This is a genomic window from Acinetobacter sp. 826659 (genome assembly GCF_000588515.1).
Taxonomy (GTDB): Bacteria; Pseudomonadota; Gammaproteobacteria; order Pseudomonadales; family Moraxellaceae; genus Acinetobacter; species Acinetobacter pittii.
In genome coordinates this window covers 885223-906661 of sequence record NZ_JFYD01000001.1, presented here as the reverse complement: position 1 = coordinate 906661, position 21439 = coordinate 885223, and the positions used below count along the sequence as shown (strand labels likewise).

Sequence of the window (21439 nt, the reverse complement as noted above, 5' to 3'; positions counted from 1 at the left end):
TTATAGCTAAACTATAATAATTTATACATTCATTAATATCTAATATATTAAATACATAATAAGATATTGTTATAAAATTATGAAAATTGGAAAGCTTTAGGAAAAATTTTAAGAATGTATTTAATGCATATTTGGACATTTAAGTCTATGAAAGAAGGGGAATCTTTATTCGCCTACCAAATACAAAAAGAATTTGCAGATATTTTAGTTTCAATTTTTGATCAGGAAACACTTCCATTTATTTCTGATCTTTCATATGTAGATTACGATTTATATAGTGACAGACAGCTTTATCAATTAATTAACGAATTTAAAAAACTAATTGAAATTTATACAGCTTTTATAGATGAAATTTCTAAAATAATAAGCTTTTTAGAAAAAGCTATTGAGTGTAATGAAAAAATTCTTTTTGATCCCTTTAGAGAATCTATCTTGGGCCTAAATATTTTTGAATTTTCCTAAAAAATCAATACACCTCGTATGAAATGAATTAAGTATCTATAATAATGGGTGCATATAAAAATATATGAAGTTAAAGATTTAAAAATTATGATACCAGTACAGCCATTCTCTTTTTTCGCAATTTTTCTGTTATTTATTATTCCATTGATTGGAATTGTATTAACACTAGGCTTGTTGGTGAAAGTAATACTCTTTTGGCTAAAGACGGCTGAAAAGCCTGTTAGGTTTTTTTCTCGAAAGACATTATTCATTACGCTGTTGGCATTGATTTGTGATCTGTGGGCTGCTTATCTATTTTATATGATTGCATCGGTAAAGTATGAGTTCGCACTTGAGCAACATTATAAAGAAAGTCGCAGCCATTTCGTTTTATCTCAAGATGCCCAATATGGAGAACTGTTGATTCCCAAAGGGAGCTTAATTAGTCGTTACGATGCTTTTGATAATGGTGAGCCACAATTACTCTTGAGTTTACGGGGATTACAAGCTGTACGTTTCCCTCATCCTGTACAAGTCGCAGGAATGTGGGTAACTGCGATAGAACCTCCTCGAATGGAATTGGCATGGGATCAGCAAATAGGTCCAGTTATGCGCTTTGACCCTAATGAGGAAAATGGTTATGGTAAATGGGTTTACGATACGAAGCGTCCCACCATCGCCTGTTCTCGTGGGGACATCGTACTGTTTGAAATTCCATCCATTCATTATGATATTGCAAAAGAGTTTGGTAAACCTGAACCCGATGGACCTAATGCGCGTTTTCGTCCGAGTGAGTGGGGTGTTCAAGAATGCGAAAAAGGTCAGGGGCCAATTAAAGTTAGTCCAGCATATACTGGGACTGCACCAAAGAAAGCTTGGTTTCAACTATCAGACTGATAATAACCCAAGTTTAAAAAACCTTTATTTATTCTAATAATTCTCAGTTGTAGTATTGCTCTCAATTTTATTTTTAGAATTTAATAGAGTTAATGATTTTTTAATTTTTGGTCATTAAAGATGAAAATATCTCGGCTAAATCTGCTTGGATTGGTTCACCAGCCTTGCCTTGGGTTCATAAATAATTCTGTGTTGAATTGAAAATATTGTCTAAGTTTTTACTCTTATTTAAAATAAAAAGGGGCAAAAGTAAAACTTAAAAAATATTATTAGATGAAATGTCGGAAAGAACAGAATTTACAACTTTATTTGCTATGATCAATTTAGATAAGATCGGCAGTTGAGACTTCAAATTTAGAGTCAAATCGACAGTTAGCGTCATTTTGTGTCGTTAAATATGAATAGTATTAAAATTATTTAAAAATTAAATGTTAATTTAAATTAAGAAATCAATATGAGCTAATTACAATGAAAAGAGATTGGGATGTAATTCGTAATTTATTAATAGAGATAGAAGAATTAACTTATTTTGAAAGTTATGATCTTGATTCTATTGAATTCGAAGATTCAAAAGAAATAATAAAAGTAGAAATGGCAGACTTATTGCTTGCTAAAGGATTCTTTACAGGGGAAAGAACTTTATATCTTGATGGTAATTTATATCTATGTAATCTGAAACTTACATGGGATGGACATGAATTATTGGATACACTTAGAGATAAAAATGTTTGGAGTCGTATCAAAGAAATTTCTAAAGAAAAAGGTGTAGATATAACTTTTGAGTCTATTAAGATCATGTTAGGTTTAGCCTTGACAAGTTTACTGACTTAAAATTTTTGAAGTAAAAATATTAAATTCGCGTAAGCATCTGTTCTGCTAAGGATGTATAATCACAGAGTTGTTTTTAAAGGCCTGATTTTTTAAGTTTATAAATAACAGATACTTAAAGAAAATATGTTCTTTAAAAATAAGAAAAATAGTAGAATAATTACATAGATAAATAAAGATCTAAATTTTTTTAAGTATATGGAGGAAATAAGCATGGCTATCTCAGCTTCGCAAGTGCTTGCATTAGTCGAAAGTCATGCAGAAAGTGATGATCACCGTTTTTATACTACAGTTTTGCAAATGGCTGCAAAAGAAGCGAGAGCTGGGCACAATAAAATAGCTCAGGACTTATCTGATAAAGTAAAAAAGTACCAATTTAAGAAAAAAGTAAATACAAATCGTTATGAGCAAGGGTTATCGGCTGATAAAGATTTGCAAGGGCTCATTGAATTATATTTACCTCATCACCGAATGAATGAGCTTTTTTTAAATAATCAAACTAAAACTAGATTAAATTTGATTATAAAAGAACATAGACAAAAAGATAATTTGAAAAAATATGAACTTTCTCCTAGAAAAAAATTGTTGTTTGTTGGACCACCAGGTACAGGGAAAACATTATCAGCATCTGTATTGGCCTCTGAGTTAAGATTACCATTATATAAAATTGTACTTGAATCAGTGATTTCAAAATATATGGGTGATACAGCAACGCATCTAAAAACTATATTTAATTTTATAAATAATAATCAAGGTGTTTATCTTTTTGATGAGTTCGATGCAATTGGCTCTAACAGAACAGCAAAAAATGATGTAGGAGAGAGTCGAAGAATATTAAACTCATTTTTAATTCTGTTAGAACAACTTCAATCTGAGAGTATAGTTGTTGCAGCTACAAATCATCCCCAACTTTTGGATAATGCATTAAATAGAAGATTTGATGATATAATATCTTTTGATTTACCAACTTTTGATGAAGTGAAAAGTTATTTAGAGAACAGAATTTCAATATTTCCTGATACTCAACTTGACTGGAAAAAAATAGCAGACTTCACTTCAAATCTAAGTTTGGGGGATATAGAGAAAGCATTTGATGATGGCGCTAAAGATGCAATTTTTAATAATCAGGGTGTTATTACTACTGAATATATTTGTAATTCATTAAGGCGACGTAAAGAAAACAAAATGGAATAATTAATGAGTTTAGACCATATTTACTTGCAATACTTTACAACAAATCAAGCATATAAAACGAAAAAACGAGGGGGCGCTGCTAAAAAGTTACCAAGTCGGAACCATAATTCCCATGGGGCTTTTCTTTTGAAAAGTATTGATTTAGCTTTTCAAAATTTTAGTAGTGTAAAAAAGACTTCAAAATTAAATCCAATATTAAATCAAGAAGATGGAATCTATTTAGAAATATTTGGAGATAAAGATTATCCATTCCCTGTTGAATCTTTAGATAATACTCAGATTCACTTTAGAAATATTCGTGAATCTAATGATAATTTAATGGCAACAGTTTTTATCCCAATGGATCAAAGACAAAAATTTATAAGTAAAATATCAAAGTACATTGAAACTGCTGATAACGTTAAACCTAAAAACTATATTTTAATAAACTCAATTGATTATATTCGTTTAGCCACTTTAAAGTCATTTTGGACAGATAAAAAAGATTTCCCAGATAACATTTCTGATCCAATGTGGTTTGAATTATGGCTCCAAAGAGATCGAGTCGATGATGAAATGATAAGTATATTTTGTCATTCATTAGATGCTAATTTTAATGAACAGAGAATTGATTTACCTAATACTAGTATTATTTTAGTAAAAGCATCAATTCAATCCTTGGAAAAGTCCCTTTTTTTAATTTCAAATTTATTGGAGATTAAGTATCCGACAACTACAGCTAATGATTTTTTGGATTTAGAAAGTTCTGAGCATAGTGATTGGATAAATAATTTAGAGTCAAGAGTGATTAGCAAGAATCCAGGTGATATTCGAGTTACAATTTTAGATACTGGAATTAATTATAATCATAATTTGCTAAGTCCTTTTATATCTGCAAGTAGTAGTAGTTCTTATGGTGATAGTGTAGTAGGTCATTGGCCTTTGTATTCTACATTGGGTAATCATCATCATCATGGTTCTTTGCAAGCAGGCTTAGTTCTATATGGAAATTTGGTAAATTGCCTTGAAAGTACTGACCCTATATCAATTAATTATTCCTTAGAGTCAGGGCGAATCTTGCCAGAGTTTGGTCATAATGACCCTTTACTCTATGGATATGTTACGAAAAGCGTGTGTTTAGATTTGGAGATTAGAGAGCCTTATGCAAAAAGAGTTTACAGTTTAGCCGTTACTGCTGAATCTACGGACGGAAAACCATCATCATGGTCAGCCTCAATTGATAATTTTACTTACGAAGATTCGAAAAGATTATTTGTTATTTCTGCGGGGAATAATCCAGAAATTTTTCCAAATCTAGATGCATGGGATAATGCAAGTCTAAGTAAAATACAAGATCCTGCTCAATCATGGAATGCTATTACAGTTGGAGCTTATACTGAACATTACAATCTTAAAAATCCAACCTACAAAGGATGGCGAATATTTAGTGACATTGGCGAAGTAAGTCCTGCGACATCGAGTTCAGTCAATTGGATATGGGGTAAAAATAGCCCGATTAAACCAGAAGTAGTGTTTGAAGGTGGAAATTATGCTATTTCGCCTTGTGGAACAGATTTCGATTATCCTGAAGACCTTTTATTATTAACGACTGCCGGTGTTAAAAATGATTTTACTGTGCATAAAGATACAAGTGCTGCAACTGCTTTAGCAAGTAAGTTTTTAGCGGAGATAACTCATAAATATCCAAATTATTGGCCTGAGACGCTAAGAGGCTTACTAATTCATTCCGCAGAATGGAATGATAAGATGAAAGCCTATGCTGAAAAGACCAACGTTATGTCAGCTTTAAGAACATTTGGATACGGTATTCCTCATTTGCAAAGAGCTTTAAATAGTCAAAATAATTCGGCCACAATAGTAGTTGAGCGGGAATTAAATATATTAAAAGTTGAGAAAGATGGTGATATTAGATTCGATGAATTACATCATCATAAAGTACCTATACCAAAAGAATTAATTTTGAAAGCAGTTACTGAGAATCCAACCTCTTTAGGAAGGTTGAAAATTACACTCTCATACTTTATTGAACCTAACCCTACAAGTAATAAATATGCTACTAAATATGCATACAGATCATTTGGTCTAGGATTTAATGTAAAAAGCCCTTCACAGAGCGAAGAGAATTTTTTAGCAACTATTAATAGTTTAGCTGTTGATGAAAATTATACAGGTTCTCAGAATTCTTATGAGGGATGGCTGTTCAAAGATGATTTTCGTCGTTTAGGTTCTATCCATTCTGATACATGGGAAGGGTCTATAGCGGATCTTGTATCTATGGATACTGTAGTAGTATTTCCTATTTATGGCTGGGGGAAAAACTCTAAAGTAATTCGTGAAGATTATAAAGTTAGATACAGTTTGATAATAAGTGTAGAAAGTGATTCTGAGATAGATATTTATAATGGGATAGAGAGCCTTATTGCGGTAGAACAACAAGCAAAAACCTTAGTCTCAGTTGAAGCATAGAGTTTTTTTAAGAAGACAGGGAAAATTTTTAAAGTTTTCTCTGTCTTGTTCTTCTAAATAATTATTCTCTATCTAAATTATTTTACTTAATAAAAAATATATGAGTAATTTGTTTCCTTATTTTATAAACCCCAATTTAACAATAACTCACTCATTATTTATCCTTACTTTTTAATGATCTATTTTAAAACAAATGTCAATTTGTGTGCTTGACTGAAAGAGGACTGAATATTATTCTTCGCCTGCTGGCCACATTGCCAGTCGGTCGTCGCGGACCGCTTTTTTCGACCACATCAGGATTATTTCTTCTGAGGAATAGTCTTGTGTGAGCATCTCCTCGTTCCCTCCCGTAGCGGTAGGACGGGAGAGGGACACCTTCGGGTGTGCTGGAGTCGAAACCAGTCCGCGAACCCTCTTCCGTTCTGCCACCATAATTTTAATGTCTGGCAGAACTCCCAATAAAAAGGAGTTGGCTTTGCACATCCATTATTTCTTGGCAGCCCTTGCCAAAAGCTATAACGACACAGCTTAAACGTTTAAAGCAGTTTGATCGCCGTAAGGTTTTCAGGTTTTAAATTTTTTCGTCTTAAAAATTAATCAACAATAAAACTTGAGATGTGCCGAGCACAGTCTTACGGGCTTTGCTGTGCCTTTTTTCTCCCAAAAAAGTATCTCATTTAGAAACAACAAGAATTTATAACGGTAAAACTATGCCAAATTTAGTTCTCTCAACGCGTGCAATACAAGTCATTAATAAGTCGATTGATCTGTTTCACCATCACGGATTTCATACGGTTGGAGTCGACAGAATTGTGAAAGAGTCTCAAATTCCAAAAGCGACTTTTTATCATTACTTTCACTCTAAAGAACGGTTCATTGAAATCTGCATGATCGTGCAAAAAGAACGTTTAAAAGAAAAAGTAGTTTCAATGGTTGAGTACACCAGTCAAACAAGTGTGGTGGATAAACTTAAGAAACTTTATGTCTTACACATCGATTTGGAGGGGCTTTACTATCTATTATTTAAAGCAATTTTTGAAATCAAACTGACCTATCCAAAAGCCTATATAACCGCAATGAGATATAGAACATGGTTGCTTAATGAAATCTATAGTCAGTTAATAAAACTAAAAAAAGATGCTTCTTTTCAGGACGCCAAATTATTTTTATATATGATTGAAGGAACCATTATTCAGCTTTTAAGCTCGGGTCAGGTAGGGGATAGAGAGATGATATTAGAATGTTTTTTGAAGCAGTTTAAATAGGATTCAAAGTCCGCATTTAAAATGCATGCCAAATTAAAGGCTTCCATCTATTTATAAAAAAAGAACAAATAGTATGAAAGCCTAAAATCTGACTAAAAACTTAGAATGTATTTTGAATAATGACATCGTCGTAAGGAAGTTTGCCCACGCGTGGGTACGGCTCGGAAGCCGACTTACCAACAGCAATCATTAAACACACCACATGGTCTTCAGGTAAGTTAATGAGCTTCGCCATCGCGTCAAAGTCAAAACCATCCATAGGGCAACTGTCTAAACCATGCTCTTGAGCAAGTAACATTAAAGTTTGAGCAAAAATACCTGCACTACGCATAACTTCGTCACGCTGGGTTTGTGGACGGTCACGGTAATATTGGTCAATTGCGCCAACCATAATATTTTGAACTTCTGGAGTCGCGCCATCCCATACACGCTTAGCATCAACTTCCCATGTATTTACTTTTGCACACAACACAATCAGTAAAGATGACTCTGTAACTTGTGGTTGATCCCAAGCAATGGTGCGAATTTTTTGTCTTAACTCAGTATCTTCAATGATGACTGGACGCCAATGTTGTAAGTTAAAAGCGCTTGGCGCATTTGCTAAAACTTCTTGTAATAACTGCTTTTTGTTATCGTCAGAGAGTTGAAAAGCAGGGTCGAAGCGTTTAACTGCGCGGCGGTTACGGATGGCATCAATAACATTCATAAGATTTTCCTACTTAAGAGTTGGGTAGCGGTACTCGTTAGTTTTTATAACGTTGGGCTACATCAGCCGAAGAAAAGTTTGGTAGTAATGTGATACGTGATTTTTCAAAATTATTCCATTGATTTTCGTCTTTCAGCACAGGAATTGTAATCGTTTCTTTGCGGTCAAAACCAATCAGAGCCGCATCGACCAAATCATTGACATCCATTAATGGTGGGACTTGGCTTAAGTCAATGCCTGAACGCTCCCAAATTTCGGTTTTAGTTGCCGAAGGCAATACGGCTTGAACATGTACACCATGATCTTTTAATTCTAAATGTAAGCCTTGGCTAAAAAATTGGATGAAGGATTTACTTGCGCCATAAATGGTAGAACCTAATTCAGGCGCTAAGCCAAGCACAGAGCCTAAATTAATGATAGCACCGCTACCTTTATGTATAAGTGATTGTGAAATTGCATGAGACAAACGAACAACCGTAGTCATATTTAAAGTAATGAGTTTTTCAATATCTTTAATATCTTGGGTTAAAAAGGTTCCGTTTAGTGCAATGCCAGCATTATTTACCAAAATTTCAATATCAGCATCGTTTTTGAGTACATCTTCAATTTTACTAATGTCTTGATCGTTTGATAGATCGGCTTTAATGAACTCAACTTGTACGCCGTATTTTTCTTGAAGATCTTTTGAGATTTTATCTAGGCGGTTTGTGTCTCGTGCAACCAAGATTAAGTTATGGCCACGTTGAGCAAATCGGTCTGCATAGACAGAACCAATTCCTGACGAAGCTCCTGTAATAAGTACTTTTGATTGAGCTGACATGTGATGTCTCCACGCTTTAATTTTTAGATTATGACTATAATCTAAAATATGCAAGTTTTGATGTCAATCATAATCAATGTATAATTATGACGAGTAGGGTGAGTAAAAGTGGGTAGGCCAACATGAAAGTCAGTAAAACTCAGGTAAAAGAAAACCGAGAAAAAATTGTCGAAAAGGCGACTCAACTGTTTCGTAACAAAGGCTACGACGGTGTCGGCATTGCTGAATTAATGTCTAGCGCAGGCTTTACTCATGGTGGGTTTTATAAACATTTCAGTTCGAAAACAGACCTTGTCTCAATTACTGTTAAACATGGGCTTGAGCAGGTTTTAAAAAGAATAGAAGGCTTAAACTTAACTCAATTTATTCAGCTTTATGTGTCTCGTATTCATCGAGACAATCGAGATTTGGGCTGCACCTTAACAGCGCTATCTTGTGATGCCGCAAGACAGCCAGACGAAGTAAAAGTCGAATTTGAAGAGGGCATTGAGCAACTTATCCAGTTCATTATAAATGAACGAGCAAAACAAGTTTCTTTGGAAACACCAGAGTTAAGAAAGCAAGCCATTAATATTCTTGCTCAGTCTGTAGGGGCAATTGCCTTGTCTCGCGCATGTCCAGACCAATCTGTGCTTAGCGATGAAATATTGGAAAGCTGTAAAGAGAGTCTTTTAAAGTTAGGCGGTTAAACTTTTTTATCTCTCAAACTGGTTTGGCTAAGCTGAATTAATCTCGCAATATCCACTGTTCGCTCATAAATGAGTTCTGCTGCATGTTCACAGGCTTGTTCTAATGTGATGGGACCGTTTGCTAATGAGAAAGCAGCCGTAACGCCATGCTCATAAAGCGCTTGATAGCCTTGGCCTAAAGTTCCTGCAATCACAACGACAGGAACATTGTGGGCTTTGGCAATTTGGCTTACCCCGAAAACGGTTTTACCGCTTAAGGTTTGTTGGTCAAATTTACCTTCACCGGTAATGACCCAATCTGCGTCAGAAATTTTATGCTCAAGCTGATTCAGTTCAGCCACGACTTTGACTCCAGCTTTAAAGTCTGCATCTAAATAACTTTTGGCTGCAAAGCCCAAACCACCAGCAGCACCAGAACCAGCTTCATCTCGTTTGTCGAAACCTAAAAGTTGTACCGAGACATCGGCAAAATGGGCAAGGGCTGCATCGAGTGACTTTACTTGAGTAGGGGAAGCCCCTTTTTGTGGGCCAAAAATATGAGATGCACCGTTTGGACCGCAAAGCGGATTGGTCACATCGGCTGCCAGTAAAAACCTCGTCTGCTGAATACGTGGGTCGAAATATGTTAAATCAATGTGTGATAGATTGCTTAGAGCGAGACCACCTGCGGGTAAAACCTTTTGGTTGGCATCGAGCAAAACAGCACCTAAAGCACTCAGTAATCCTGTGCCGCCATCATTAGTAGCACTACCACCCACAGTTAAAATAATGTCTTTTGCGCCTGCGTCTAAAGCATTCAGAATGAGCTGGCCTGTTCCAAATGTTGTGCTGTGGCAAGCATCACGTTCTGACGGTGGGATTAACTGTATGCCGCTCGCTTGAGCCATTTCAATGATGGCGATTTTTTGTTTTTCTAACCATCCCCATTTGGCCTGAACAGGCTGACCTAATGGCCCGACTACAGTTTTTTCACGCCATTGCCCCTCGCAGACTTCTAAAACAGCTTCAATGGTTCCTTCGCCGCCATCGGCCATAGGGCATAAAATCGTTTCTGCATGAGGAAAAACTTCTTGCCATCCTTGGGCAATGGCCTGAGCTACGTTTAAAGCAGATAAGCTGTCTTTAAAGGAGTCAGGAGCGATCACAACCTTCATAAGTGCTCTAATGTGGATAGATTTTTAATTGTTTTATACTGCTTAATCCAAAAAAACCATACATAAAGACATGTAAGCATCAATTTTAAAGAGTTTCTCTTCTGTTCAGAATGAAAACTAATAATGTTTTGATCTGTAAAAGGCGGAGTTTCTATCTTTTTAACTCATTGTTTTATATATTTTTCTATAAATAGCGTGGTTGGCTTGAATGATTGTAATTGTAAAAAATATGGCACATATTATAAGAACAGTTGAGCCAGCTTTTTAAAATATGGTGAATAACATACCAAGCGGACTCTACCCCCAAGCTAGACAGCAGCGATTCTTAATATAAGCATAATTAAATTTGTGGTTTTATTGGATCTGTTGAATGCCTAAGAAGAATTAAGAGGATGACAAAGTGGATAATTCAGAAGAACAAAAGCACATACAGGAAAATAACGGTTTTGCGCGAATTGAGCCATATACTCATCCTGCTGGCGGGTGGGGCGCACTGTTAAGTGTTGCTCGAAACTTAAAGCGACAAGATATTTTAGGTAAAGGTTCAATTACCTTACTCAACATTAACCAGCCTACAGGGTTTGACTGTCCCGGCTGTGCATGGCCAGAAAAGAAAGATGCTCACGCATTTAACTTCTGTGAAAATGGTGCAAAAGCAGTTGCCTTTGAAGCAACCAGTAAAACAGTAACCCCTGAATATTTCGCAGGTCATACCGTCAGTTGGCTGTCAGAGCAAAGTGACTTTTTTCTAGAAGACTTGGGCCGTTTAACCGACCCTGTTCGCTACGATGCTGCAACCGATAAATATGTGCCTATTTCATGGGACGATGCATTTAAACTCATTGCTCAACATTTACATGCGCTAGACAACCCAGACCAAGCGGCATTTTATACCTCTGGCCGTGCCAGTAATGAAGCAGCATTTTTATATCAATTGTTTGTGCGAAGCTTTGGTACAAATAATTTTCCAGACTGTTCGAACATGTGCCATGAAACCACAAGTGTCGGCTTGCTCGACTCGATTGGTTTAGGAAAAGGCACAGTCACTCTAGACGACTTTGATCTAGCCGATGCTATTTTTAGTTTTGGTCATAACCCCGGCACCAACCATCCACGTATGTTAGGTACTTTGCGTGAAGTATCTAAACGTGGCGGCAACATTATTGCGATTAACCCAATTAAAGAGCGAGGTCTTGAGCGTTTCCAAGACCCGCAAGCACCGCTTGAAATGATGACCAACGGCAGTACGCCAATTAGTCGTTATTATTTCCAACCTAAAATTGGGGGCGACTATGCACTCATGTTAGGGATGTTAAAGCACTTAAATGAGTGGGATAAAAAAGCACTTGCCTCAGGTAAACCGAGTGTTTTTGACCGAAACTTTATCGCGGTGAATACCGTTGGTTTTGATGAGATGATTGCTGAGGTTGAAAGAACTGAATGGGCAGATATTTATAGACACTCAGGGTTATCGCCTGAACATTTAGAAAAACTTGCCAAACTCTTTTTAGATTCAGAGCGTTCAATTTTTTGTTGGGGAATGGGTATTACGCAACACCGCCACGGCACAGCTAACGTACATATGCTGGCAAATTTATTGTTGGCGCGTGGTCAAATTGGTAGGCCTGGTGCAGGGCTATGTCCAGTTCGTGGACACAGTAACGTGCAAGGCGACCGAACCATGGGTATTAATGAACTGCCTAGCCCTAAATTACTCGACAACATTGACCGTGTGTTCGGTATTAAATCACCGAGAAAAAATGGGCATGGTGTCGTTGAAACCATTAAAGCCATGGCCGAAGGCGAGGTCAAAGTCTTTATTGGTTTGGGTGGGAACTTTGCAGTTGCAACGCCAGATACACCGTATACCCAAGAAGCACTTAGAAAGTGTAATTTAACCGTTCATGTCGCAACCAAGTTAAACCGTAGCCATTTGGTGTGTGGTAAAGATGCACTTATTTTGCCATGTTTAGGGCGTACCGAAATTGATGAGCAGCTTCATGGCCCACAGGCAATTTCAGTCGAAGATTCGATGAGTAATATCCATTTGTCAGCAGGGCGTAACGCTCCAATTTCTGACAATATTTTGTCTGAACCAGATATTGTCGCCCGAATGGCTGAAGCAGTGCTTCCAGACAGTCAGATTAAATGGAAATGGTATATCGAAAGCTATGACCGTATTCGTGACTCTATTGCCGATGTATTTGATGAGTTCCATGACTTTAATTTACGCGTCTATAAACCGGGCGGTTTTCATCTAGAGCATCCAGCCAATCAGCACATCTGGAATACAAAAAGTGGTAAAGCGCAGTTTATGATTACACCGCTGAGTGAGGTGTATGCCGATAAGGAAAATCAGTACGCTGCGGCATATACCGACAGTAAGGTTTATACCTTAATGACCACGCGTTCTCATGACCAATACAACACTACTCTATATGGTCTAGATGACCGTTACCGTGGGGTGTTCGGTCAGCGCCGTGTGTTGTTTATGAACCAAGCTGATATTGATGAAGCTGGTTTTGAAGCAAACCAGTGGGTCGATATTGAAAGTGTTTTTTCAGACGGTGTGAAACGTATCGTGCATAGTTTCCGTATTGTGCCGTACAACATTCCGCGAGGCAGTTTAGCCGCTTACTATCCGGAAACTAATCCTTTGGTGGCATTAAGCAGTCATGATAAATATGCCAAGATTCCTGCTTCAAAAAGTGTTCCTGTGATTTTGCATCCCGGAAATGCGCCAGAGCATTTTAACTTGGCAACGGCAGTAGCCCCTGAAGATGCCGATAAGAAAGTAAGCAACCTTTAATCAAAGGCAATATTAAAAAATATCATCCAAACAAATGGCGCTCTAAACAAGCGCCATTTTGAAATAAAGGAAATAATTTTGACACCACATTCCTATGGGGTTGAAACATTACCAGTACAGCGGTTTAACAAAAACGACTCTGAAAATGTTTTAGATCATATTGTGCAAGAGTACCCAATTGCCTTGGTGTATAACGACATTTCGCATGCGGTGATGATGGCGACACCAACAGATGTCGAATTATTTGCCAAAGGTTTTAGTCTCTCAGAAGGCATTTTAACCAGCTTAAAAGAGCTATATGCACTTGATGTACATCAAAATGAACTGGGCATTACGGTAGAAATGACTATTTCATCGAGAGCATTTGCTGCCTTAAAGGAACATCGCCGTATGATGGTCGGTCGTACAGGGTGTGGTTTGTGTGGAATTGAGAGTTTAGAGCAGTTTCAGTTAGACGTTCCTAAAATTACAACGCATGCATCAAAAATATGGCTTGAGCAAATTCCGAGTGCTATTTCCCATTTAAAAGCCCAACAAGAAATTACCGCTTTAACGGGTGGCGCACATGCGGCAGCATGGGTGGTTGATGGGCACATCGTCGCTTTATTTGAAGATGTTGGCCGCCATAATGCCCTAGACAAATTACTCGGTTATTTAGCGCAAGAAAACTACGACACCAGTTTAGGTTTTGTGGTGATGACCAGTCGGGCAAGTTATGAACTTATACGAAAATGTGCTCAGCTGAACATCAGCCTATTGGCGTCAATTTCAGCACCTACCAGCATGGCCATTCAATTAGCCAAGCAATCTGGCCTGACTTTGGCAAGTTTTTGTAGGGGAGACAGATTTGTTTTATATACAGAAATTTAAAATATATTGTTCAAGATGATGGACCTAAAATGAAGCTCATCTAACATTTCTTTGGCTTTTAAGCTAAGGATAGGTTTTATGGATTATTATAAAACTCTAAAGGTTCAGAGTCTGTCCAAATGTCTTGGTTACAATCACTAAAAGAATGGGCAAAACGTCTAAAAAAACAGATTATTATGCTTTGGTTTGCATCAAAGCATCCTCAAATGCCATGGTTCCCAAGAGTTATTGCTGTGGTGGCTGTGGCTTATGCCTTTAGTCCAATCGATTTAATTCCAGATTTTATTCCTATTTTAGGCCTTTTAGATGAGGCCATCATTCTACCGATGCTCATTTGGTTAGCTGTTCGTTTTACACCTCAACAAGTCATTTTAGATGCGGAACAACAAGCTGAAGAATGGCTAGATCAACAGGAGCGTCGGCCTCAAAATTATTTGGTTGCTGTGTTGATTATTCTAGTTTGGATCACACTGGCCTTGATGGCCTATTTCTACTTTGGTGGTGGCTTGTAATTTGCAAACCGTCAAAGTTTAGAATCGTGAATTTAAAGGCATTAACATTGTGCTTTGCTACAACTCAAAGGATAATAACGTTTTTATAAGCTATGAGTTGCAGACAATGAAAATCGTCGCAGATGAAAACTTGGCATTTACCGATTACTTTTTTTCAGAATTTGGCGATATTCAACACAAAGCAGGGCGTACTTTAACCCATGCAGATGTAAAAGATGCTGAAGCTTTATTGGTTCGTTCGGTTACTGCAGTTAACGCAAGTTTAATTGAAAACACAGTATTAAAATATGTGGGCAGTGCCACAATCGGGACCGATCATTTAGATATTGCGGCGTTAGAAAAACAAGGAATTACATGGGCAAATGCGGCTGGTTGTAATGCCCAAGCGGTTGCTGAATATGTCATTACTGCTTTACTTCATTTAGATGCAAACCTTTTAGAACAACAAGAAAAATTTACCCTAGGTATTGTTGGCCTTGGCAACGTCGGTAAGCGTTTGGTCTATATGGCTCAGTTACTTGGTTGGAATGTAATTGGCTTTGACCCATATGTGAAACTAGACACAATTGAAAATGTAAGCTTAGAAACTTTGTTGCAACAAGCCAACGCAATTTCAATTCATGTGCCGCTGACCAAAAACGGTGAACATCCTACATATCATTTGTTTGATGAAAAAGCTTTCGCAGCGCTTCAACCTGACACAATTTTAATTAATAGTGCACGTGGTCCAGTCGTGAAAGAAGCCGCTTTAATGGAAGACATTCAACGTACCCAGCGTAAAGTGGTGCTTGATGTATTTGAGCATGAACCAGTCATATCAGAAGAACTCATAGACATGTTGGCTTTAGCAACACCGCATATTGCTGGTTATAGCCTTGAAGGAAAAGCCCGCGGTACACAAATGATTTATGAAGCGTTTTGCCAAAAATTTGGATACGACATTAATAAGCGGTTTGAAACTCAACTACCTGCATGCGAAGACTATTTTTCAGGACATGATTTAAAAGCTGTGTTAAAGCAAAAGTTAGCTCAGATTTATGATATTGCTCAAGATGATGCCAACATCCGTGCTTGTATTAAAGACGGCAAAGTAGAGCAAAAAGCATTTGATTTATTACGTAAAAATTATCCGCTGCGCCGTGAATGGGCAGCACATGGGGGACCACAGGCATGAGTTTAAGCTATCAACCTACTTGTTCAATTGATGCCTTAAAAGCTCGTGCCAAGCTCTATACCCAAATTCGTCAGTTTTTTGCTGAACGTGGTGTCATGGAAGTCGAAACACCGATCGTTTCACAGGCAGGGGTCACCGATGTGCATTTAGCTTCAGTTCAGGCTTTGCGTCATATTAACGGCAAATTGCAAACTCAATATTTACAGACTTCACCAGAGTTTGCCATGAAGCGTTTATTGGCGAGCGGTAGTGGGCCGATTTATCAAATCTGTAAGGTGTTCCGTGATGATGAACACGGGCGTAAACACAACAGTGAATTTACCATGCTTGAATGGTATCGCCCCGGTCTAGACTTAAAAGCGTTAATGCATGAAACAGCCGATTTATTGCAAACCTGTTTGCAGCATCGTTTTGGTGAAGTTCGTCCGTTTATTTTAAGTTATAAACATGCCTTTCAAGATCGACTTGATATCAACCCGTTGCAAGCAACTTTGAAGCAACTCAAAGATACCGCAAATCGTGTGGGGTTAAACCTCGACTTGGGCGATGATCGTCTAGCTTACATGGATTTGTTGTTTTCTCATTTTGTTGAACCTAGTTTAGGATTTGATGCTCCAGTTTTTTTAACTGACTTTCCACCAGAAATGGCATCTTTGGCAAAAGTGAAAGTAGATGACGACGGGGAAGAAGTTGCGGCGCGTTTCGAGGTTTATATTGAAGGCTTAGAGCTAGCCAATGCCTACGATGAATTGCTTGATGCAGACGTGTTACGTTCACGCTTTGAAGCAGATAATGCAGAGCGGGCTAAGCAAGGGCTTCATGTTATGCCTTTAGATGAGCATTTGTTAGCAGCATTGCCTCATATGCCGGAATGCTCAGGAATTGCTTTAGGTGTAGACCGTTTACTCATGGTTGCAATGGATCAGGTCAAAATTGAAAAAGTGGTGACCTTTCCAGCAGAAATTGCTTAAGCTGACAAATAAAAAAGCCACAATATTGTGGCTTTTTTATTTAGGATTTATTTAGCTTAAGCTTGTTGAATACCTGCAACAACCCAGTCTTGCTGAGAGCCAGCAGGTTTAACAAAGTGCCAGATTTCGGTAAACGGTTGTGGCAAGCTGTTTAGATCTTCACTTACTGTACCAGTGAAACGTACGCTTACTACGTATTGACCATTTTCAGTTGCACTGTCTACAACCATCGCATTCAAGTTGCTAAATTCAGCAACGTCTTGATCTTGGTTTTCCATGATATCGTTATACATAGAACTATAAAGTTCTGGTGTTAAGTAACGGCGAATTTCTTCAATGTTACTTGCAGTATTCATCGATTGGATATGATTAAAACGTTGACGTGCAATACGTAAGAACGCAGCTGGTTCACTTCCATCTGGAAGTTGATTGCCATTGTTCGTAGTTACACCACCAAAAGGCGCTTGCGTTGCTGCACCGCCACCCACAGATTGACCAAAGATATTTGTATTATCGCCAGCATTACGTGGAGCTGCTTGTGGTGCAGCAGAACGGCCAAATGGGTTTTGACCGTTACTATTTGGTGCGTAAGGGTTGTTACCTGCTAATTTTTTTTTTGATCCCAATTTACGGAATACAAAGAAAGCAAGAGCTGCGGCAAGCAATACCCAGATCCAACCTGGGATTCCACCTTTTTTCTCTTCTTGAGCTTGAGCCTGAGTGGCTTGCTGTTCAGTTGATGTCGGTTTGTCATCAGCTAAAGCATTTGCTGCAACAGCACCTACGGCAGCCCCAGCCACACCAGCTGCAACCATTGAACCAACGCCTGGCCCAGATTTCTGAGGCGCTGTAGTGGTTTGTTGAACTGGAGTCACTTGACGAGGTTGTTGATAAGACTGGCTTGAAGTAGTAGAACGTGCCATACCGTGGCTTTTACCACCACCTGCACGTTTAGCTTCAGCAAGAGGAGAAATTGCTAAACCAGCCATTAAAATACCGGTAATCAAGCCACGCTGGTGTACTTCCATAGGAAATTCCTGTTTAAAGTTAATTTGTAATAGTATTTATGCAGGCTTTTACTCTAAATTTCAACTATAAAAGTATGTTTTTTTATGTCAATTCATCACTGAGTTGCATAGCTTCTGTCAATGCTTCATGCAATCGAGCAACGGCAATAACTTGTACGCCCGGAATTGCCTTTTGAGGGGCGTTCCCTCTTGGTAAAATGACATATTTAAAGCCATGTTTTGCTGCTTCTTTTAAGCGCTCCTGACCGTTAGGGACAGGGCGAATTTCACCAGAAAGACCAACTTCACCAAAAACTGCAAGTTGTTGGGGCAAGGCTTTGGTACGTAAACTTGAAGCACATGCAAGTAAAACAGCTAAATCAGAACCTGTCTCGGTAATTTTTAAGCCACCTACAATGTTGACGTATACATCTTGTCCAGTGGTTTGCACGCCACCATGACGATGCATTACAGCAAGCAACATGTTCAAACGGTTTTGTTCAAGACCAAGTGCAACACGTCGTGGTTGTCCTTGAGCATCATCAACTAAAGCTTGTACTTCGACCAAAAGAGGGCGAGTTCCTTCACGGCTAATCATGACAATTGAACCGGGAATCGCTTCATCATATCGACTTAAGAAAATAGCGGAAGGATTGGCCACTTCACGTAAGCCTTTATCAGTCATGCCAAATACGCCAAGTTCATTCACTGCACCAAAACGGTTTTTAACAGCACGAATCATGCGATAGCGAGAATCCGATTGACCTTCAAAGTAAAGTACGCAGTCCACCATATGCTCTAAAACACGCGGACCTGCCAGTGCACCTTCTTTGGTCACATGGCCAACAATGAATAGCGCTGTGCCACTATTTTTTGCATAACGGGTTAATAAAGCAGCAGATTCACGAATTTGTGAAACACCACCCGGAGCAGATTGGAGAGTTTCTGTATAAAGTGTTTGAATCGAATCTAGAATAGCGACTACAGGTTTTTCTTGTTCTAAAACCTCACAAATGCGTTCTACACAGGTTTCAGCCATGACTTTTAATTGGTCAGTTGGCAGATCAAGACGTTGCGCACGAAGCGCCACCTGAGATAAAGATTCTTCACCCGTAATATAAAGTGCAGAGCTTTTTGCGCTTGCCATGTGCGTTGCGGTTTGCAAAAGAATGGTTGATTTACCAATACCGGGGTCACCACCAATTAATACAACAGAACCTGTCACCAAACCACCACCAAGCACTCGGTCAAATTCGCTAATGCCTGTAGGTAAACGGGTTTCATGAGAAACAGAGACTTTATTTAGCGTAGTAATATTAGCAACTTGACCCGCATAGCCCCCAATTTTAGGACGTGCACGGTGAGCTGTGGTTGGCTCAAGTTTAACTTCAGTCAGAGAATTCCATTCACCACACTCTGAGCATTGACCAGCCCATTTAAGATGATCGGCACCACATTGCTCGCAACGGTAAACAGTTTTGACTTTACTCATAAAAAATTGAAATTTTGCTCGATATTATATAAATATAGTTCTTAGGAAGTTCTTCATTTGTGTATCCTGAAATTTTCATAAAAGATAATGAGGAAATTTGAAGGGATCTTCTAAGGAACTAATAAGGGAAAGACATCAAAAATAACACGATATTGGATTTTTACAAGTCAGATAAAGTTTGTTTTCAATGGATATAAAAAATCTAATCTATTCCCCAAGGAAGGTGTTTTTACTGGAGTATGTATCTAGCTGTTTATTATAGATATGGCATGGATATTGCTGAAGTGAAAACGAACAAAATAATATGAGTATTGTATTTTTAGAAATACAAAAGGTTGATATCTATGAGTGCAGCAGAAATTGTTGATTGGGTAAATAGTATTATATGGAGTAAGGCGCTTATCTATTTATGTTTAGGCGTTGGTTTATTCTTTTCTATTTTGACAAGATTTGTTCAGGTCCGCCAAATTAAGGAAATGGCTAGACTTTTAATAAAAGGTACTTCTTCAGAGCAGGGCGTTTCATCTTTTCAGGCATTATCAGTATCTTTAGCAGGTCGTATTGGTGTAGGTAACATTGCGGGTGTTGCAGCAGCAATTGGCTTTGGTGGACCCGGTGCAGTTTTTTGGATGTGGATGGTTGCATTCTTTGGTGCTGGTACAGCTTATGTAGAATCGACACTTGGTCAGCTTTATAAAGTTGAGTATCAAGGACAATATCGCGGTGGCCCAGCATTTTATTTTGATAGAGGACTAGGTCAGCGTTGGTTAGGAATTGTATTTGCTATTGCAGCAATTGTCGCTTGTGGTTTGTTTTTACCAGGTATTCAAGCAAATGCAGTAGGTAAGGCATTTACACAGATTACAGGTGAAGGCGCAATTGTTTTTGGTGATGTTGGTGTCTATAAACTCGTTGCTTTGGTCGTCGTGATTGGTTTGCTGGCTATCCTCATCTTCGGGGGGATTAAACGAATTGCTCAGTTTGCTGAACTGGTTGTACCTTTTATGGCAATTGGTTATTTCCTCATGGCTGTTATCATTGTTGTGGTTAACATCTCAGATCTTCCAAAAGTATTAAGCCTGATTTTTACAGATGCATTTACGCCAATGGCAGGTCTTGGTGCTGCAATCGGTTGGGGGGGAAAACGTGGTGTGTATGCCAATGAGGCAGGCCAAGGAACAGGACCACACGCAGCAGCGGCAGCAGAAGTTCAACATCCAGCTCAACAAGGTTTGGTCCAATCTTTTTCAATTCACTTTGATAGTATAATTGTTTGTTCTGCTACTGCATTTATGATTTTAATGACAAGTCAATATAATGTTCAGGGGGCTTTAGAAGCAGGTCAATTCATTGTTCAAAATGTTCCTGCCTCGACTGAAATTGGTTCTCCTGCATTTACACAAATGGCGGTGAGTACTATTTTTGGTAATTTTGGTCAGATCTTTGTTGCTTTAGCCGTATTCTTCTTTGCTTTCACCACTATCGTAGCTTATTACTATATTGCAGAAACAAACCTTGCTTATTTGAGCTACATTACAAAATCACCGTCATTATTGTTCATTGTGAAATGTTCAATCATTCTTGCTGTAGGTTATGGTTTACTGAGTGCCACAGGCTATATCTGGGGTATTGGTGATATTGGTGTCGGCTTAATGGCATGGATTAATATTATTGGTATTGTTGTAACGTACTTTATTTATAAACCAACGATTAAGGCATTAAAAGATTACGAAGAACAACAAAAAGCGGGAGTAAAAGAGTACACATTTGACCCTATTAAATTAGGAATTAAAAATGCGACATTCTGGGAAGAGCGCTTGAAGAAAAACCAAGAACTGAATGCGCAAGTTAAGAAAACAGGAAGCTAGAGTTTAACAACCAAATAGCTAAAAAGGTGGTCATATTGACCACCTTTTTTCATATGAGATTGATCATTAAATGAGAAACTGGATGTTCCAAAAAAGTGCGTTGTATTGCTAGGGGCTTGTGCGTATTATCGGATTTAATTGTATGTAGCTTGGAATCATCAGCAATACAGACAAAATTGGTTAGCTGAAAAGTTGTCAAAAAATATACATTTAAAAGATACCTGCAAATGGTGCGATATCGTCTTTTTGATTTGAATTTAGCTAACGGACTAAAAA

18 protein-coding genes are annotated in these 21439 nt (G+C 38.1%); 13 read left to right on the top strand and 5 right to left on the bottom strand.

The annotated features are described in order from the left end of the window. The first annotated feature begins 123 nt into the window (after positions 1–123). The 6 genes from J663_RS04225 (at position 124) to J663_RS04195 (ending at position 7091) form a co-directional block, all read left to right on the top strand. Positions 124–462: a hypothetical protein gene (locus J663_RS04225; RefSeq protein WP_081404620.1), complete on the top strand. Its 339-nt coding sequence runs from the start codon at positions 124–126 to the stop codon at positions 460–462. A gap of 87 nt (positions 463–549) precedes the next feature. Continuing rightward, positions 550–1338, top strand: coding sequence for a hypothetical protein (locus J663_RS04220; RefSeq protein ID WP_033847948.1), 789 nt, complete (start codon positions 550–552; stop codon positions 1336–1338). Between the two features lie 468 nt (positions 1339–1806). Then, positions 1807–2169, top strand: a complete 363-nt coding sequence (locus J663_RS04215; RefSeq protein WP_033847945.1) for a DUF2513 domain-containing protein — start codon at positions 1807–1809, stop codon at positions 2167–2169. Positions 2170–2379: 210 nt separating this feature from the next. Then, complete coding sequence (locus J663_RS04210; RefSeq protein WP_033847944.1) at positions 2380–3360, top strand: AAA family ATPase; 981 nt, start codon at positions 2380–2382, stop codon at positions 3358–3360. Positions 3361–3363: 3 nt separating this feature from the next. Continuing rightward, on the top strand, positions 3364–5826 hold the full coding sequence (locus J663_RS04205; RefSeq protein WP_050598801.1) for a S8 family peptidase: 2463 nt from the start codon (positions 3364–3366) through the stop codon (positions 5824–5826). 710 nt (positions 5827–6536) lie between these two features. Continuing rightward, on the top strand, positions 6537–7091 hold the full coding sequence (locus J663_RS04195; RefSeq protein ID WP_033847943.1) for a TetR/AcrR family transcriptional regulator: 555 nt from the start codon (positions 6537–6539) through the stop codon (positions 7089–7091). A 100-nt stretch (positions 7092–7191) separates the two neighbouring features. Here J663_RS04195 and J663_RS04190 read toward each other — a convergent pair whose 3' ends face one another. After that, entirely contained in the window at positions 7192–7797 is a 606-nt protein-coding gene (locus J663_RS04190) for a nitroreductase family protein (protein ID WP_033847941.1), read from the bottom strand. A 37-nt stretch (positions 7798–7834) separates the two neighbouring features. Continuing rightward, positions 7835–8617 (bottom strand): SDR family NAD(P)-dependent oxidoreductase, encoded by a 783-nt coding sequence (locus J663_RS04185; RefSeq protein ID WP_033847938.1) that lies wholly within the window; start codon positions 8615–8617, stop codon positions 7835–7837. 122 nt (positions 8618–8739) lie between these two features. On the opposite strand from J663_RS04185, the gene J663_RS04180 reads away from it, so the two are divergent. Next, positions 8740–9306, top strand: a complete 567-nt coding sequence (locus J663_RS04180) for a TetR/AcrR family transcriptional regulator (RefSeq protein WP_033847936.1) — start codon at positions 8740–8742, stop codon at positions 9304–9306. On the opposite strand, the gene J663_RS04175 is transcribed toward J663_RS04180, so the two are convergent. Further along, a complete protein-coding gene (locus tag J663_RS04175) occupies positions 9303–10460 on the bottom strand; it encodes a glycerate kinase (protein WP_033847934.1) in 1158 nt (385 codons plus the stop codon). The genes J663_RS04180 and J663_RS04175 overlap by 4 nt on opposite strands. A gap of 400 nt (positions 10461–10860) precedes the next feature. Between J663_RS04175 and J663_RS04170 the strand changes: the two genes are divergently transcribed. The 5 genes from J663_RS04170 (at position 10861) to epmA (ending at position 16796) form a co-directional block, all read left to right on the top strand. Then, the gene (locus J663_RS04170) at positions 10861–13269 is read left to right on the top strand and encodes an FdhF/YdeP family oxidoreductase (protein WP_033847933.1); all 2409 of its coding nucleotides are present in this window, start codon (positions 10861–10863) and stop codon (positions 13267–13269) included. A 78-nt stretch (positions 13270–13347) separates the two neighbouring features. After that, positions 13348–14139, top strand: a complete 792-nt coding sequence (gene fdhD, locus J663_RS04165) for a formate dehydrogenase accessory sulfurtransferase FdhD (RefSeq protein WP_033847932.1) — start codon at positions 13348–13350, stop codon at positions 14137–14139. Between the two features lie 119 nt (positions 14140–14258). After that, positions 14259–14651 (top strand): YkvA family protein, encoded by a 393-nt coding sequence (locus J663_RS04160; RefSeq protein ID WP_033847928.1) that lies wholly within the window; start codon positions 14259–14261, stop codon positions 14649–14651. A gap of 106 nt (positions 14652–14757) precedes the next feature. Next, the gene (locus J663_RS04155; RefSeq protein ID WP_033847925.1) at positions 14758–15825 is read left to right on the top strand and encodes a 4-phosphoerythronate dehydrogenase; all 1068 of its coding nucleotides are present in this window, start codon (positions 14758–14760) and stop codon (positions 15823–15825) included. Beyond that, a complete protein-coding gene (epmA, locus tag J663_RS04150; RefSeq protein WP_032036026.1) occupies positions 15822–16796 on the top strand; it encodes an EF-P lysine aminoacylase EpmA in 975 nt (324 codons plus the stop codon). The genes J663_RS04155 and epmA overlap by 4 nt, the downstream gene beginning before the upstream one ends. Positions 16797–16852: 56 nt before the next feature. Here epmA and J663_RS04145 read toward each other — a convergent pair whose 3' ends face one another. Further along, positions 16853–17824 (bottom strand): Tim44 domain-containing protein, encoded by a 972-nt coding sequence (locus J663_RS04145; RefSeq protein ID WP_033847923.1) that lies wholly within the window; start codon positions 17822–17824, stop codon positions 16853–16855. A gap of 82 nt (positions 17825–17906) precedes the next feature. Continuing rightward, positions 17907–19295 (bottom strand): DNA repair protein RadA, encoded by a 1389-nt coding sequence (gene radA, locus J663_RS04140; RefSeq protein ID WP_005073053.1) that lies wholly within the window; start codon positions 19293–19295, stop codon positions 17907–17909. Between the two features lie 344 nt (positions 19296–19639). Here radA and J663_RS04135 point away from each other — a divergent pair, with 344 nt between their 5' ends. Continuing rightward, positions 19640–21163, top strand: coding sequence for an alanine/glycine:cation symporter family protein (locus J663_RS04135; RefSeq protein WP_032036024.1), 1524 nt, complete (start codon positions 19640–19642; stop codon positions 21161–21163). Positions 21164–21439: the final 276 nt, after the last annotated feature.

Excerpts from the sequence above, each read along its gene's own strand:
- J663_RS04225 (WP_081404620.1), top strand. The coding sequence starts at position 124 with ATGCATATTTGGACATTTAAGTCTATGAAAGAAGGGGAATCTTTATTC.
- J663_RS04220 (WP_033847948.1), top strand. The coding sequence starts at position 550 with ATGATACCAGTACAGCCATTCTCTTTTTTCGCAATTTTTCTGTTATTT.
- J663_RS04215 (WP_033847945.1), top strand. The coding sequence starts at position 1,807 with ATGAAAAGAGATTGGGATGTAATTCGTAATTTATTAATAGAGATAGAA.
- J663_RS04210 (WP_033847944.1), top strand. The coding sequence starts at position 2,380 with ATGGCTATCTCAGCTTCGCAAGTGCTTGCATTAGTCGAAAGTCATGCA.
- J663_RS04205 (WP_050598801.1), top strand. The coding sequence starts at position 3,364 with ATGAGTTTAGACCATATTTACTTGCAATACTTTACAACAAATCAAGCA.
- J663_RS04195 (WP_033847943.1), top strand. The coding sequence starts at position 6,537 with ATGCCAAATTTAGTTCTCTCAACGCGTGCAATACAAGTCATTAATAAG.
- J663_RS04190 (WP_033847941.1), bottom strand. The coding sequence starts at position 7,797 with ATGAATGTTATTGATGCCATCCGTAACCGCCGCGCAGTTAAACGCTTC.
- J663_RS04185 (WP_033847938.1), bottom strand. The coding sequence starts at position 8,617 with ATGTCAGCTCAATCAAAAGTACTTATTACAGGAGCTTCGTCAGGAATT.
- J663_RS04180 (WP_033847936.1), top strand. The coding sequence starts at position 8,740 with ATGAAAGTCAGTAAAACTCAGGTAAAAGAAAACCGAGAAAAAATTGTC.
- J663_RS04175 (WP_033847934.1), bottom strand. The coding sequence starts at position 10,460 with ATGAAGGTTGTGATCGCTCCTGACTCCTTTAAAGACAGCTTATCTGCT.
- J663_RS04160 (WP_033847928.1), top strand. The coding sequence starts at position 14,259 with ATGTCTTGGTTACAATCACTAAAAGAATGGGCAAAACGTCTAAAAAAA.
- J663_RS04155 (WP_033847925.1), top strand. The coding sequence starts at position 14,758 with ATGAAAATCGTCGCAGATGAAAACTTGGCATTTACCGATTACTTTTTT.
- epmA (WP_032036026.1), top strand. The coding sequence starts at position 15,822 with ATGAGTTTAAGCTATCAACCTACTTGTTCAATTGATGCCTTAAAAGCT.
- J663_RS04145 (WP_033847923.1), bottom strand. The coding sequence starts at position 17,824 with ATGGAAGTACACCAGCGTGGCTTGATTACCGGTATTTTAATGGCTGGT.
- radA (WP_005073053.1), bottom strand. The coding sequence starts at position 19,295 with ATGAGTAAAGTCAAAACTGTTTACCGTTGCGAGCAATGTGGTGCCGAT.
- J663_RS04135 (WP_032036024.1), top strand. The coding sequence starts at position 19,640 with ATGAGTGCAGCAGAAATTGTTGATTGGGTAAATAGTATTATATGGAGT.